The 15,633-nt window shown below is 45.4% G+C and carries 13 protein-coding genes; 6 read left to right on the forward strand and 7 right to left on the reverse strand.

Annotated features, from left to right (window positions below; genetic code table 11):
* Positions 1-137: 137 nt before the first annotated feature.
* The gene (locus tag NDA06_RS06510) at positions 138-641 is read right to left on the reverse strand and encodes a peptidoglycan-binding domain-containing protein (protein ID WP_190986597.1); all 504 of its coding nucleotides are present in this window, start codon (positions 639-641) and stop codon (positions 138-140) included.
* Between the two features lie 575 nt (positions 642-1,216).
* Here NDA06_RS06510 and NDA06_RS06515 point away from each other — a divergent pair.
* From NDA06_RS06515 to NDA06_RS06525, 3 genes are all read left to right on the forward strand, one after another.
* Positions 1,217-3,082 carry a DUF3685 domain-containing protein gene (locus tag NDA06_RS06515; RefSeq protein WP_190986598.1) on the forward strand — a complete coding sequence of 622 codons (1,866 nt, stop codon included), beginning with the start codon at positions 1,217-1,219 and terminating at the stop codon, positions 3,080-3,082.
* A gap of 237 nt (positions 3,083-3,319) precedes the next feature.
* Positions 3,320-6,082 carry an MHYT domain-containing protein gene (locus NDA06_RS06520; protein WP_348251695.1) on the forward strand — a complete coding sequence of 921 codons (2,763 nt, stop codon included), beginning with the start codon at positions 3,320-3,322 and terminating at the stop codon, positions 6,080-6,082.
* Positions 6,083-6,258: 176 nt separating this feature from the next.
* On the forward strand, positions 6,259-6,402 hold the full coding sequence (locus tag NDA06_RS06525) for a hypothetical protein (protein ID WP_348251696.1): 144 nt from the start codon (positions 6,259-6,261) through the stop codon (positions 6,400-6,402).
* A 136-nt stretch (positions 6,403-6,538) separates the two neighbouring features.
* Here NDA06_RS06525 and NDA06_RS06530 read toward each other — a convergent pair whose 3' ends face one another.
* A complete protein-coding gene (locus tag NDA06_RS06530; protein ID WP_190678353.1) occupies positions 6,539-6,868 on the reverse strand; it encodes a hypothetical protein in 330 nt (109 codons plus the stop codon).
* 212 nt (positions 6,869-7,080) lie between these two features.
* Here NDA06_RS06530 and NDA06_RS06535 point away from each other — a divergent pair, with 212 nt between their 5' ends.
* Positions 7,081-7,383: a hypothetical protein gene (locus tag NDA06_RS06535; protein ID WP_190678352.1), complete on the forward strand. Its 303-nt coding sequence runs from the start codon at positions 7,081-7,083 to the stop codon at positions 7,381-7,383.
* An 86-nt stretch (positions 7,384-7,469) separates the two neighbouring features.
* Here the strand turns inward: NDA06_RS06535 and NDA06_RS06540 are convergent, their stop codons facing one another.
* From NDA06_RS06540 to NDA06_RS06555, 4 genes are all read right to left on the reverse strand, one after another.
* Positions 7,470-8,204 (reverse strand): hypothetical protein, encoded by a 735-nt coding sequence (locus NDA06_RS06540; RefSeq protein ID WP_190678351.1) that lies wholly within the window; start codon positions 8,202-8,204, stop codon positions 7,470-7,472.
* Positions 8,205-8,330: 126 nt separating this feature from the next.
* On the reverse strand, positions 8,331-8,705 hold the full coding sequence (locus NDA06_RS06545; protein ID WP_190678350.1) for a transposase: 375 nt from the start codon (positions 8,703-8,705) through the stop codon (positions 8,331-8,333).
* 350 nt (positions 8,706-9,055) lie between these two features.
* A complete protein-coding gene (locus tag NDA06_RS06550) occupies positions 9,056-9,601 on the reverse strand; it encodes an SH3 domain-containing protein (protein WP_190526792.1) in 546 nt (181 codons plus the stop codon).
* Positions 9,602-9,648: 47 nt separating this feature from the next.
* On the reverse strand, positions 9,649-11,157 hold the full coding sequence (locus NDA06_RS06555) for a UbiD family decarboxylase (RefSeq protein ID WP_190428905.1): 1,509 nt from the start codon (positions 11,155-11,157) through the stop codon (positions 9,649-9,651).
* Positions 11,158-11,271: 114 nt separating this feature from the next.
* Here NDA06_RS06555 and NDA06_RS06560 point away from each other — a divergent pair, with 114 nt between their 5' ends.
* On the forward strand, positions 11,272-13,017 hold the full coding sequence (locus NDA06_RS06560) for an NYN domain-containing protein (RefSeq protein WP_190985567.1): 1,746 nt from the start codon (positions 11,272-11,274) through the stop codon (positions 13,015-13,017).
* Positions 13,018-13,058: 41 nt separating this feature from the next.
* Here the strand turns inward: NDA06_RS06560 and NDA06_RS06565 are convergent, their stop codons facing one another.
* Positions 13,059-14,531, reverse strand: a complete 1,473-nt coding sequence (locus tag NDA06_RS06565; protein WP_190985566.1) for a cyclic nucleotide-binding domain-containing protein — start codon at positions 14,529-14,531, stop codon at positions 13,059-13,061.
* A 341-nt stretch (positions 14,532-14,872) separates the two neighbouring features.
* On the opposite strand from NDA06_RS06565, the gene NDA06_RS06570 reads away from it, so the two are divergent.
* Positions 14,873-15,574 (forward strand): SDR family oxidoreductase, encoded by a 702-nt coding sequence (locus tag NDA06_RS06570; RefSeq protein WP_190985565.1) that lies wholly within the window; start codon positions 14,873-14,875, stop codon positions 15,572-15,574.
* Positions 15,575-15,633 lie beyond the last annotated feature (59 nt).

The following is a 15,633-nucleotide window of genomic DNA, read 5'->3' on the forward strand; positions in this document are numbered from 1 at the left end:
CCCCAGCCTCTCATCCTGGGGCTAAACAAACAAAGGCTGCGTATGCAGCCTTTGTTTGTTTCGCTGCTGACTTTTTCAGCATTTTCTCTTTTATTGGCACTCTCCAGCAGGAGCGTGCCCATCGTTCTGTATCTGCTTTAAGCTGCAATCATCGCTTCCCAAGTCCGAGGGCCAACGATCCCATCCGGGCGTAAGTTTCTCGACTGCTGGAAGGCGATAACGGCTGAGCGCGTTTGCGACCCATACACGCCGTCAATTCCGCCTTTATAGAGTCCTCGATCTTTTAATACTGTCTGAACTTCTGTCACCACTGCTCCCTGACTACCGCTTTTTAGCATCGGCGCGGGTGAGGGAGAATAGCGGGCAAGGGGATTAAATTTTGCAGGCGCTGTGTTTTCAGTGGGCACAGTTGGCCCTTCATTACGCCCCGTTGGATCGGGAATCAGCTGCGCTTGTCTTGTTGGCTGTTCATAGCTCCCACCGTGCATATCGATGGGCACTTCATTTATCTCAGGGTTGATCTGAGAAGCACTAATCCCGGCAGCGTTTGCACTCATCCCGTTCAAGAGCAGCGGGAGCGAGGCAACCGCAGAAAGAATGCTCAGGGATTTGATAGTTGACTTAAAAAATTTTGCTGTCATCAGCGTCAGTTCCTCTTTCAAAAACACAAGATGCTCATAAATGCACCGTTTGTGGCTTAGAAAGCCTCCTATTTATGATTCATCCAAAGCTTCTTGCTTTGAATGATTTCCAGCTTTTGTATGTCTTCGTTAGCTTATAGGAGATGTCGAGTCTGAGCATAATTCTATAGTTAGAGCTTCTAATTGCTAAATATCTGACTATAGAAATAGCCACTCAATTTTCAATACAAGAACTAGATGATGATGTTTCTGTAGTAGCAGGGGGAGCAATGCCCGCCCTAATCACATTTCGTGGGTCTTGTCCACTATAAAATCTACAACTTTTTCTTTAGCTCGAACTAAAAAGAGGGGAAGATTAAATAGGACGATTTAAGATAAATTTCCCAAAAAATTAGATAGCAGCGATCGCGCTCTGTGGAAAATACAAGGGAAAGTACAAGCGTGGCGAACTGACTTTTTCTGCGCGAGGCGTTATCCTCGCTTCCAAGGTACGCGATCGCGCTCTGTTCGCATCGCCCCTGGAATGAGTAATCTGTTATAGCAGGGAGAAAGCGGTGTGAAGCAGGAGGTTGTTGATGAGCGATCGCGTAGCGGATACCCTTGGGACTGTTCGCCGCTTCAAGTTGATGCTAATCGATGATGACCCGATTTTTCGGTTGGGTCTTAGCACCGCTTTGGCGTCGTTTCCCGACCTACAAGTCGTTGCCGAGGCGGATAGCGTTGCTGACGCTTTGCAGACGCTGGCAGATGGAGTTGGTACAGACAACGCTCCAAATCTGGTGATTTTAGAACTAAACCTAGGTCGCTCTAACTTGTCTTTGGGGGGATCGATCGGGTTGCATCTGTGCCAGGAATTAAAGACGCAATTCCCGAAATTACCGATATTCCTTCTCAGCCAACGACTCACGCCAGAGGAACTGATAGCAGCCAGAACCCTAGGCGTCGAGGGCTATTGCCCCAAAGGCACCGATCTCTCGGTTCTGGTGCCAGCGCTTCGTCAGGTAGCCGTTGGGGAAGTTTACTGGTCAGAACTCGTACAGACGCAAAACGACGCGCCTGTAGAAGCCTCAGATGTCATACAAAGTCGTTCATCCTTGCTCTGGCAAATCCGTCAGTCGGGACTACGGCAAATCGATACCGCGATCGCCCAGGTGACAAACCAGGTACAAAACCCCAATCTTTCGACACTAGATTGGTTCATCCTAACGGGACGGCGACGAGAATTGCGGACAGCCCGTTGGCTGGTCAAACAGCTGTTACCTGTGGCGACGACCGGCGCAAGAAATCAGGTGGCAGGGACGGGTTTTACTGACCCCCCTGGGGAAAACTCGAATGACCTCCTCAACCCACCTAGATCGGGAAGTCGCGATCGCCGCAGTGGGACTCCTCTCCCTACCCCGGAACCGAGGAGAAGAAATAATCCCTCGTTAGACTCAGCACTCGCGACTCAGTCCTCAGCACTTTCTGAATCCTCGATCCTCAGCCCCCTGCTAGACGCTACTTTAAATAAACTTCAATTCGGACTCAAGAATCTGACTGGCTCTCCGTTGGAAATTGATATTCTGCTGGAAGAAAAGAAACGGGAATTGCTTTACCTGATCTTGCGTAAATTCGAGGATGTCTTAGAGGAACTGCGCTTTTCCCAGCTACAGCCGGAAGCGATCGCTCTGAAGCACTCGCTGATTCTGCGGGATTTGTGGCAAGCGTCTACCACTGATTTTTTTGGCAAATATTGCACGATTCAAGTCGGAAATCTTGAAGTGGATATTGTCAATACCTTGTTACAGGATGCAACAATTATTCAACAATCTTTTCTAGATAAAATTCCTCTGGTTGTCGAAATCATCAACTATTTGCTTTTTCAAACTTCGCTGATGATTGATAATGTTTCCTACTCTTTTGGGACACCGGAAGCGCGGGATCGAGCAGAAGTTATCTTGGAGAATTTATTAATTCAAATTGCCAATAGCGTTGTCCAACCCCTGCTGAATTATTTTGCAGATGTGGAAGCAATTAAGCAGATTTTTTACGATAGACGGTTAATTTCATCGCGGGAAATTGCTCGATTTCGGAACAATCTATCGTGGAAATATCGTTTAGAAAGATATGTGGGTGAGCCAACCGCAATTTTTGAAAGCCGATATCTTCTGCTAGCGCTAGGTGGCATTGGAATCAAAAAAATCTCTATTTATGCCCCCCGCACTGATGAATTACAGCAACTCAGGGGTGCCCAACTCGCTTGTACGCTAGCGCTAGAAACTAGAGATGCGATCGCGCCACGTCTGCGCTCAACGGTTGCCTTCCTAGGTAGCGGTGTTGTTTACGTCCTCACGCAAGTAATCGGCAGAGGCATTGGCTTAATTGGACGCGGCATCATTCAAGGCATTGGCACAACGTTACAAGAAACTCGGTTTGGCAAAAATGGCGAACGCCAGAAGTAAAAAAGGCAGGTGAAAAAGGACAAGTAAAAAGGGTAGGGGTGCAGGGGCATTCTACCTCGTTCTCTGTTCCTTCTCCTCGATTTCCATAAGATTAACTCATAGGAAGATATACTCAGGCTATTCCTGAAGGTTAAACAGTTTTCAACCGCTGCTCCGATAAAATTTAAACACTTGAATCAGGCAATCCGATCGTGAGAAATTGCGACTGCCACCACAATCTCAGCGTTCAGTATAGAGATGAAGGGAATCAATGATGCAGCCCAAGAGATGATAGCAACCTACGATTTACGTCTGGTTGTGCTTTCGATGGCGATCGCGATCGCCGCTTCCTACACGGCGCTGGATTTAGCGGGACGAGTCACGGCGGCTCAAGGACGTGGGCGGAAGCTGTGGCTAGCGGGAGGTGCAATCGCGATGGGAAGTGGCATTTGGTCGATGCATTTTATCGGAATGCTCGCCTATTGCCTGCCAATCTCAATGGCTTACGATTTCCCCACCGTCTTGGTTTCGATGGGAGTCGCAGCGATCGCTTCCGGCGCAGCTTTGTATATCGTTAGCCGCGAACAAATGGGTTGGCGAAGATTACTCGCGGGTGGCATTTTCATGGGCTGTGGCATTGCCGCGATGCACTATACAGGCATGGCGGGGATGCGGTTAGAAGCGACCGTTACCTATGACCTTAGACTGGTAGCAGTTTCGATGGCGATCGCCATTAGTGCTTCCTGGCTCGCCTTGTGGTTAGCTTTTCATCTGCGTACAGCGGCGACATTAACCGGGAACTTGCGAAAGATCGGCAGCGCGATTGTCATGGGATGCGCGATCGCAGGGATGCACTATACCGGGATGGCAGCGGTAAGCTATCAATCAACCAATCCCTCCGGGATGGAGTTGTCCTTGATTATGGACAATTCTTGGCTGGCAGTTGAAATTGGAATTGCCACGACGATCGTGCTAGCGCTAGCGCTGCTGGGTTCTGTCTTCGATCGACGGCTGAAAATTGAGCTTGCCAGAGCAGAGGCACTGCGGGAAAGTGAAGAGCGGTTCCGGGCTTTAGCGCAGAATGCCTCTGACATTCTTGTGATTGTTGCAGCTGATGGCACAATTCGCTACACCAGTGCCTCCATTCAATCGATTTTGGGCTACGAACCGGAAAATTGGCTCTCGAAAAAAGCAATTGAAATTGTTCATCCGAGCGATCGCTCTCAGGCAGAGAAACTATTAGCAGCTGCACTGAATTCTCCAACTAGCAACTCTCCAACTAGCAAAATTACCGCACAGTTTCGCATCCAGAAAGTCGATGGCTCTTGGCGAGATTTTGAAGCGATCGCCAATAATTTACTAGATGTGAAGAGTGTAGCGGGTATCGCGATCGCTTACCGCGACATTACCGAGCGCCAGCGATCGCAGGAGTCGCTGCGGGAAAGCGAACAACGATTTCGCCTGATGGCAGATATGGCTCCCGTGATGTTGTGGATGTGCGATTGCGACAAAACTTGTAATTATTTTAATAAAGGCTGGCTCGACTTTACTGGCAGGACTTTAGAAGAATCAATCGGCATGGGGTGGACGCAAAGCCTCCATCCTGACGATCTTCAGCAGTGTGTAGAAACATACCGCACTGCCTTTGATGCCCGCGAAAATTTTGAAATGGAATACCGCCTGAGGCGCTTTGATGGCGAGTATCGCTGGGTTTTCGATCGAGGCGTTCCCCGGCTGACTCCAGGCGGGAGCTTTGTCGGTTATATCGGCTCTTGTATAGACATTACCGAGCGCAAGCAAGCCGAACAAGAGCGCGAAAAACTGCTCGTTTATGAACAACAGGCGAGAATGGCAGCTGAAGAAACCAACCGCCTGAAGGATGAGTTTTTAGCAACCCTCTCTCACGAGCTTCGCACCCCCCTCAACTCAATGCTGGGATGGACTCAGTTGCTTCGGACTCGGAAGCTTGACGAAGCGATTATTGTGCGGGCAATGGAGACAATTGAGCGTAATGCTCGGTTGCAAACACAGCTAATTGAGGATTTGCTGGATGTTTCGCGGATTATTCAGGGGAAATTTCGCCTTTATGTCCGTCCGCTGGAGCTATCCTCCGTCATTGAAGCTGCGATCGCGACCATCCAACCGGCGGCTAGTGCCAAGTCGATTCGATTGGAGTCTTTTCTTGATTCCTCCGCAGGGTTAATCTGCGGCGATCCCGACCGCTTGCAGCAAGTTGTATGGAATTTACTGTCGAATGCAGTGAAGTTTACACCCAAACGGGGGCGAGTCGAGGTGCGGCTGGAGCGGAGCAACTCTTGGGTTGAGATTCAAGTCAGCGACACCGGACAGGGAATCGCTGCCGACTTTCTCCCCTATGTGTTCGATCGTTTCCGTCAAGCTGATAGCTCCATCACCCGGTCATACGGCGGACTGGGACTGGGGTTAGCCGTCGCCCGCCACTTGATAGAACTGCACGGAGGTACCGTCTCTGCCCAAAGTCCGGGAGAAGGAAAAGGCGCGACATTTACAGTGAAGCTGCCGATCCTCGCTGTCCTCATCGAGCCAAAGGATATCGAGCAGGGATTCTGGACCAGGGACAACGAAGGACTCTCAGAGTGTCCTCCAGGACTCAACGGATTGCGAGCGCTGGTAGTGGACGATGAAGCCGATGCCCGTGAGTTGCTGACGGTTATCTTGCAACACTACGGAGGCGAAGTGATGGCAGTTGCATCCGCAAAAGAGGCAATGGCAGTCTTAACTGACGATGCTTCGGATTGGCGTCCGGATGTCCTGGTGAGCGACATCGATATGCCGAACGAGGACGGCTATACTTTTATCCGCAAAGTTAGGGCGCTGGATGCACAACAAAAGGGAATTCCAGCTTTGGCTCTGACAGCGTATGCCAGAGAAGAAGATCGCTCGCGGGCTGTCAAAGCTGGCTTTCAGACACACGTCGCTAAGCCAGTGAAACCATTAGCATTGGTGGCAGCGATCGCCCATTTATCCAGACGATGCGGATGAATCGGAGAATCGTCTCCAGACGCAATCAATCTCGTCTGGAGACGGGGAGTTTAACTCCACCCCTGCCCCTCCTCGCTTCAGGGTGGTTTCATACAAGAAGAGAAAAAACTTGGTAGAGTTGATTGGCTAAAGCGCGTTGCGCCTGAGGGATAGTTCGGAAACCAAGAAATCTGGCGATGGTAATGAAAAAATTGTGTAAAATCGCCCAATTAACCGGAGCATTGCCACGGCGTCGGGGTGGAAAGTCTTCAGCGAAGGTAACATCATCTAACCCAATGGAGCCGGTTTTCAATCCCCCAATGTCCAATGGTGTCGGCTAGAAATTGGTTGGCACACAGGGATTGAGTGCTGATGTAAAACTGACAATCATGAAAGTGTTGACCATCTTGAAAGCCCTCTCGTTCGACAAGGTTCCATCAAGCCGCGTCGTACTGCTTCACTCATTGCTTGGGCTTTCTATAACAAGCCTTCTTCGTAAACCTGCATCAGCGCTAGTAACTCGGAACGTTGTGTTTGTGTAAGTGTCCCCGCTTGTTGGCTGTCCAACAGTCTACTCAGACTTTGGTCTTGATCTGGTTCCATCTGAAGCTGCGCTAAAGCCATCACTTCATCATCAGATAAAGCTAATACTGGTTTAATTGCTTCCGACTGTAGACCAAGTGGTGATAGTGAAAGCTCAATTGTATCTGCCAGGACATCAGCGACATCTCGGCTGCTCAGTTGTGCTAGTCGCTCAGCTCTACGGTAAACCTCATCTGGCAGGGTAAGAGTGACTTGGGTACTCATAAGAATATTCTGTGTAAAAGTTTTCTTTATTGTGGCAAAGGAGAGCGATCGCGCCAGCTTCTCATTTGAGCAGCTTCAGCTCCTTCTGAGCTTAGCCTTGATGAAGGTTGACCAAGAGTCATGATATCCCAGCCATAGATAGTGACTATATTAAATTTACTAAATATCATGCATTTTAGTAGAAGCTTTCCTATCATTAGAGAGAAAGACAAATGTCTGTTAGAACTTTATCAGAACTAATACAATCACTATCAATTACTTTAAGCGAATTCAATAATCTAAAGACAGATTTAACTCAAAAAATAGTTCACTTAGACGCGACTATTTATTTGGATATCACTACTCGATTAGGACACTTTGAAAACAAATTAATAGCTGATTTACAAGAACTTAAAGATTATGAAGAAAAAGTTATTAATTTAGGGGACGAAGAAACTCAGAATGTGATGGCGCAAAAGCAGAGTTGGCGACTGATTGAACTCATAGATAAATTCAGTGTTTTTCGACGTGATTGATATAGCTTTTTGCCTAGGCATACCCAAAAGGAAAAACTTTGATAAGTATATTTTTAATATGCTACTACTTAATCTGATTAATCCCTCTAGCTCTTTAGTTGATTCAGCAGAATATCAATATAATATTCTGTTAATTCAGATGCGTCTTTAGGTAGGTTTTTTACTGCTTTATCCTTAATAATTTTTAGTGCCTCCTCATAAGGTTTAATGTTATCAGGTATTGCTTTAACCATATTGGCTTTTATTACAGGTCGCCGCACATTATACTTTAGGCAAAGATGGAGCCAAGTCAGACATTGAAAGATATCATCACAAAGTATATATTTCAAATCATTATGTAAATTGCATTTATCTAAAGTAGAGCTGCTAACTCTCAAAGCTAGTAGTTGACGCTGTCTAATGTCAGTTAACCATTTTTCAGCTTTTTGAGAAGCATCATAGCTTCTAAAGTAGACTTCTATATCGTTTACGGTTTGGTCTAATTTATTATTAAAATCGGCTACATTTACTTTAGAGGCATCCAAAGCATTTAGACTATTTTTTACATAATCTAACTGTTGTTTTATTTCAGGCAACAAGTGATTTCTAACTTCTTTCTCTACTTTTTTGTTTACTTCTTTTGTTAAGTTACCAACCAATGGAGGAACTAAAAAAGGTATAGGAATTGCAATTACAGCAACTATAGTGCCCATAAATCCGGAATCAAAACCTCCATTAATGCATTTGCAACTAATGTATGCAGCAAAAGTTATCGCTAGACTACAAATCAAATATATTAATCCAGCAACTACTGCCGTAGAAAACACTGTAGACCGTGCCACAATAACACTCCTATCTGGAGAAATACTTGGGATCACTTGACTAAACTAATATTGTCTACTGGCAATAAACTCACTTAGAGCACTACCAGTAGATTTGTTTTGGGATTTTAGAGTTTTTTCGATGCTCTAAAGCTTATCCATCTCCACAATCTTTTGTAGGAGTTTAGGGTTCTCTACCATTGCCTTGCGTATACGTGTTAGCATATACGCTGCTGTGTTTTTGTTGACCTCAATCTCCTTTGCGAGCTGACGCACAGTAATACTTTTTGGTGAATTCAGTATAAGGGTAATCGCTAGAAACCATTTCTGTAAGTCTACATAAGTTTTGTGGAAAAGAGTGCCAACTGTAACGCTATATGAAGTAAAGCAAGTATTACAGTGGTATCTGCGTTGATTTTTCATTGCTGTAGCATTTTTCGATTCGCAGTAGGGACACTTTGGCTTTCCACCCCAGCGAATTTGTTCAAGAAGGGTAATGCAATCTTCGTGATTTCGTGTCATCTTAAAACTCAGAACTCTGAGCTTTAAGATGGATTACAAATTCAAGTGTTCAACTGCCTACTTGCGTCTGTAAGCCGTTTGGGATATGCGATCGCCTGTAATTGCTAAAGCAAAACCCCAAGGCAGTCAACCTTGGGGCTTCGTGGGTCTATTCTCAATAAAATTTACTTAAGCGATAGAAAAGACACAGCAGGCGATCGCGATCGCCTCAGACTTCCTCCTACACGCCTCTTCAAGCTTGAACTACCGTAAAGCTTGCGATCGCAACAATTTATCAGCCCAAGTCGCATCTGCGTCTGATAGCGATCGCACTAGCTCATAAACCTAATCTATTGAACCCCGCGAAACAATTAAGAACAGGTTGTGCCTACACCACATTGCTCGTCACTTTTCAGCCAACCCTTAACACCTCGATATTCAATCTGCGCCCATTGTCCCTGACAGCCTATTAATTTAACATCGGTTCTACGTGGAACTCGTGCAATTTTTCGGCTTTGCTGACTGGGACTAGCATAAAGATTAACGCCATTCGTTTCATAGCCCCTCGTTGACGTGCCTAACATGGGCAAAAACACCCAGCCAGTTCCCTGAAAGCCGCCAATTTCTCTATAAGCATTCGTAATTTTTACCCAATTTCCAGAGGAAGCGATGACTTCAACTGACTCGTATGCGGGGATTTTTCCCAAGATTCGACTATTACTATTTGGGCCGCTACGCACATTTAAACCTTGCGGATCTTTGTCTATGACGACGGCAGAAATATCGCATTTTTTTTCATTAACTGGTTGCGCTAATACGCTAAGATTAGCCGTGCCAGTATTGATAACCCAGCTCATGCTAGCTAGCGCTAATCCTACGGTTAGCTTTGATGCTGTCTTGTTCGCCTTTTTAGCCATAATTCTCCCGATTATTTAACACCAGCATTGGTGCTGGTGCCAAACAATTACTTCATATCGTAGCCAAACAATTTCGGATCAACTTCTCCTAATTGCAAGTCGGCTAAACCATACTCTGCCCAGCGTCGTTCCACCATCGCCGCCACATCTGGATCGGATTCCAAAGGTTCGCCCCATTCATGTTCGGTTTCAGGAGGAATTTTCGTAGTCGCATCAATTCCCATGCGTCCGCCTAAACCAATTTTTTCGCTGGCGAAATCCAAAGTATCAAAAGGCGTATTCGGCAAAATGAAAACATCACGCACGGGGTCAACTTTAGAACTAATTGCCCACACCACTTGACGCGGATCGCGGATGTTAATGTCTTTATCTACCACAATCACAAACTTGGTGTAAGTAAACTGAGGTAACGCACTCCAAAAAGCTAAGGCTGCACGTCGCGCCTGACCCGGATATGCCTTATCAATGGAAATAATCGCCGCTTTATAACTCAACGCCTCCATTGGGAGGAAGAAATCAACAATTTCTGACACTTGTTGCCGCAAAATCGGCGTGTAGATGCGGTTTAGCGCGATCGCCATCATCGCTTCTTCTTTTGGTGGACGACCGCTAAAAGTTGTCATATATATTGGGTCTTTGCGGTGCGTCATACACTGGAAGCGAATCAATGGCGAATCCTCGACACCGCCGTAATAACCCATGTGATCGCCAAAAGGGCCATCTGACAGCACTTCCCCCGGTGTAATCGTGCCCTCTAGGACAAATTCCGAGTCGGCTGGCACTTCTAAATCTACCGTCTTACACTTCGCCAACTGCACCCCAGAACCGCCGTAGAGTCCGGCAAACAGCCATTCTGATAAATCGACTGGAATCGGCGTTGCCGCAGCCATGATGATCAGAGGGTCAACACCGAGTGCGATCGCCACCTCCAACTTTTTCCCCTGTTCCGCCGCCTTGCGTAGATGTCTCGCACCACCCCGTACCGATAGCCAATGCACCGTCATCGTGTTGTGCGATTGCAGTTGCAGCCGGTAAACGCCCACATTCGGCGTACCCGTCTCGCAATCCTTGGTAATGACCAGCCCTAGCGTGATTATCTTCCCAGCATCCCCAGAATAAGGACGAATTAACGGCAATTGGTTCAGATCCAGATCATCACCTTGGATAACCACTTGCTGACAGGCTGGGAAAAAATCGCGCCCCGGTTTCGCCTTCAGCACATCAAATAGCACCTTGCCAAACTCCACCGCCTGAGAAATCTTCTTCGGTGGCTTCGGCTGTTGCAACATACTCAGCTTTTTGCCCAGTTCCTCCAACTCCAACGGATGCTGCATATTCATCGCCCAGCAAATCCGTTCAACTGTACCCATCAGGTTCACCGCTACCGGATAAGCTGACCCTTTTACATTTTCAAATAGCAGCCCAGGGCCACCGCGTTGTAACATCCGGTTAGAAATCTCAGCAATTTCCATATCTGGGTCAACTAGGGCATCGATTCTCCGTAACTGCCCTCGTTCTTCCAGTAGCTTGATGAATCCCCGCAAGTCTCTTGCCATAGTAAAGATTAAGAAGTATAAAGCACTTTCTTTTATTATGAGGGGAATCCTAAACCTAAGAGCGCTCCCTAGAGACTTTAGGGATACGCCGCCTGAATATAACCCAAAAAAACTATGCCAGATAACGTTCGTGTGGCTTCGGTCAATGATTCTGCTGTTATTAATGAAATTAGCTTCTGTATCTATCAATCCATTATTTTCATTCAGCAACAGCAGCCAAAATTATTAACTGAAAAGTACCGGAATGTTCCCTGGAGTGATGCTCCTTACCAATCCTCCTTCCTCTTAAAATTGCAAACAGAATTCAACAAAGCACCTGATAGAGACACACTAATTAAAACAGTACAAAAGTTACTGCGATTAATCTTAACTCCTCAATGTTTAGAATTACCGATATCTAGTAAATTAATAGAAAAACTTCGTATCTTAATCGATTCATCATCTGAAATAGCTCCCAGAAATGGCTCAGCCTTTTCACATCCAGCAGAAGCGCCACGAGTGCTGATTCCAGAGCAACATATCGCGATTTTGCTTTTGGATGCCGAAAACTTACAACTCGATACCGAAACAGAAAAATTTTTAACAACCGTCTGTACTTACTTTATCCAAGTTAAAATTGCCTTTGCCAATTGGCGGCGCATGGGTAAATTAGATGCGGAATTGCATGAACGCGGCTATGATTTAATTCACGTTCCTGCTGGTAGAGATAACGCTGATGGAAAAATGATAGCAGTTGGCTTATCAATCCGGGAACACTACCCAAAAGGTAAGGAAGTCTTAGTTTGTTCATCAGATACGGTGATGACCAATCTTTGCAACCATCTTCAGAAATACGGGTTAACGGTATATCGGGTTTTTCGACACGGTTCTAATATAACTGTATCTAACTATAAAACAGGTGAAATTGAAACTTATACGCCTAAACACTTACCCGTTATTCCACCATTAATGCAATGTATTAGTTATTTAAAAACGTTGCTTGTCGAAGAACAAGAACGGGCTAAAATTCAGTGGGTAAAGTTATCTACCCTATCTCAGCTATTTTACGAAAAGTACGAAATTACTATCAATCAAGTTGTTGATAATTATAGTCCCGGTAAGACTGATAAAGATATTTTCATAGATAAACCCTCAGATTTTGTAGTACATCAACTCCCCGAAACTTCTGAGGTATATATAACTCTATTTAAAGTCGGTCAAGTGACCAAAACGACTAAACAAGAGCCTGAGTTAAAAACTGATAAAACTCAAGCCGGGAATCAGACTTTAGTTGAACCCCAAAAAGCGCCAGAAAATTCTAAACTTGAACAGCAATCAGACGATAAACTTCAAGCTTTATCTACTATTACTTCTCTAACAGAACTAGAAAATGCAGTTTTAAATATTATTCGGGCAATGCAAGCCCAATCTTTAGATGCAAAAATATTAATAGGACCGCTGGGTGGAGAATTCAGTAAAGTGTATGGTGAATCCCCGACTGCATTACTTAAAAAACTAAAATCCGGTACTAATTTCACCCAGTTTTTACAGTCATGTTCTAAGTTAAAAGTTGAGAAAAATGGGCAAGGTTATCAGGTAGCGATCGCTCACGCTTCTTTATCTAAAATCACATCCTGTCTTGAGCTGGAACAAGTGTTATTAAATATGTTAAATAGTCTAGCGTCTGAATCTTTAAAAAAATATATTCCCCTAGAAACTTTAGGAGCAGAATTTCATAAAAAGTACAATCAGCCAATCACTGAAATTATTAAACAATTAAATTTAGAAGGTAGCTTTACTCAATTTTTAAAGTCTTGTAGTTGCTTCAATGTGGAGAAAATAAATAAAGGATATCAAGTAGCGATCGCTCAGAACTCCTAAATCAAAACTTAATCCATTGCCTATCTCAAGCGAATTAATTCTTAGATGCCAAAAAGGCTTTGAATTCGTTGACGGATTCGGATTAAAGGAGTCTGTTCGGAGACTTCTTCTGTTAGTATTCCCAAATCTCGTAACGCCTGTTGTCGTTCTGATAACTTTTGGGCAATCTGATCGGCTAACTCCTGATGCGTGACTAAAAGCTTCTGTAAGTCGTTGCGGTCTACGACAAACAAAATGGAATCTTCCAAAGTGCGAACTGTTGCTGAGCGAGGAGTTCCTAGCAACAAAGAAATTTCTCCAAAAAATTCCCCTTTGTGAAGCGTTGCAATATATTTCTCTGCTTTTTGAGAAAAGACTTCTACAGAGCCAGTCAGAATAATATAAAATGAATCGCCGGGGTCATTTTCTTGACAAACAGCCTGTCCGTTTGGATACAGTTGTCGATATCCGTACTCAATCAATTGACGCAGTTCTAAATCCGTACACGACTCAAAGAAAGTGACTCTCCGCAACAAATCGCGCAGCGTCCAATTATCGGGGGATTTGGGAAGAACTTTGGGGTTGGGTGTGATAGTACTATTGTGCGAATTGACTTTGCAATTAGGAACATCTGTCGCGCTGGTTTTATGAAACCGATGCGTTATTTCTTCTAAATTGCGAATGTGGATATCCCTCTGGGGAAAAGGAATGGAGATTCCCCGGTCGCGAAATTCATTCTCAATCGCAAAGTTTAAAGAACTTTTGATGGGATCGCTACCCTGCGGTCGATCGATCCAAACTAATAGCTCAAAATTTAAAGAACTTTCTCCAAAATTTTTAAACCAAACTTTGGGAGCAGGAGAAGATAAAACGCCTGGTTCCATTCGAGCAGCCGCTAAAAGTGCTTCTGTGACTAAGATGGGTTCGCTCCCATAGGCAACTCCAATTGGGATATGGATGCGACACTTGGGGTCCTTATAAGTCCAGTTAATAATATGGTTTTCTACAAATCGAACATTGGGAACGATGACAAAAACGCCATCCAGCGTCCGAACAATTGTAGAACGAATAGAAATATTTTCTACAGTTCCTAAAAGACCATCAACTTCAATAAAGTCTCCGGCTCTAATCGGTTGTTCAAAAAGTAGCGTCAATCCGCTGATAAAGTTGCTGGATAAATTCTGTAATCCGAAGCCCAACCCAATCCCAATCACTCCAGCGAATACTGTTAGAGAACTCAGGTTGATGCCTGCTGTTTGCAGGACAATCATAAATCCGAAACCGGCTAAAAGGTAGCCGATGACCGCTGCGATCGCTTCTCGCGTTCCTCGATCCAATTTCACCCGCACCAGAATTTTCCGCTTAATCCACTCGCTGGTAGCGCGAGAAGCGATAAAGACAGCGATCGCTAACAAAATCAGTTGGACAATCGAACCGAGGGAAAGACGGGTGTTGCCGATTTCAAAAATTGGGGTTGTAAATAGCTGGGATAAGCCAGTAAATATTTCCCCTGTCTCTTTGACTATCCAATCCATGATTTACTCAACCTGAAGCAGGAACTCTCACGCACTTTGTCCATCACAGCCTCGATTTTTACGAAATGTCAAGGTTTTGCCTGGGAAGTCTGCTCATTTTCGCGGTTTCTGCTTTGAGAGGCTCTACCAGGAAATGCCTACTGGATGGGCTTGCTACCGTGCTTAGGTGCTGCTATGGGGTTCCACCCTCTTCCTAGGCTTTCTCGGTGATTGCTGGAAGCAAGAGCGTCCTGAGAGCGTTCTTAGGCGTCTCCTCGCTCTGCAAACGAGAAATCACTGGTTTGAGCAGAATCAATCGCGGTCAGTATGATGGGAGAAGATGTAAAGAAATGTAAAGGAATATGCAAGATAAAGTCGTTGTCATCGTTGGTGCTACCGGCGGCATTGGTTCTGCCTTAACTCGCAAACTAGCACCGATGGGGGCGCGGTTGGTACTAGCGGCAAGAGATAGCAGCCGGTTGGAAAACTTGGCATCTGGACTCCCTCAAGTCTTAACCGTACCGACAGATATTACTAAACCGCAGCAAGTGGAGACGCTAATGGAAAAAGCGATCGCCCACTTTGGTCAAATTGATGTTTTAGTTAATGCGGCAGGCGCTGGCGTCATGAAGCAGTACAACCAGTTAGAACCCGCAGATTTAGACGCCATGCTTGATGTGAACTTAAAAGGCAGCTTCTACACCTGTCAGGCAGCAGCAGAGGCAATGAAAGAGCATAAAAGCGGTCATATCTGCAATGTGGTGGGGATTCTGGGCAAGCACTCAATGGCGATGGCAGCGGCTTACTGTGCCTCAAAGTTTGGCGTCGTGGGTTTCAGCAAGTGTATGGCAGATGAGCTGAAGCGCTTCGGCATCAAGTTCACCCTGTTCTATTTTGGCGGCGTTGATTCTCCTTTTTGGGATAATGTCAGCCTAAAAGTCGATCGGAAAAAGATGCTCAGCCCTGAAACTGCCGCTGATGCGATTCTGTTCGCGCTCAGCGCCGATCCGCAAGCGGTGCCGATGGAAATTAATCTTCAACCAGAGAGCCACCTGTTTTTCTAAATCGTCATTGCGAACTGAGTACACCACGGATAAAATTTGCTGTTTTTTTACTCACTCTG

Origin of the sequence: Trichocoleus sp. ST-U1, assembly GCF_039961835.1 — a bacterium.
Taxonomy (GTDB): Bacteria; Cyanobacteriota; Cyanobacteriia; order Cyanobacteriales; family FACHB-T130; genus FACHB-T130.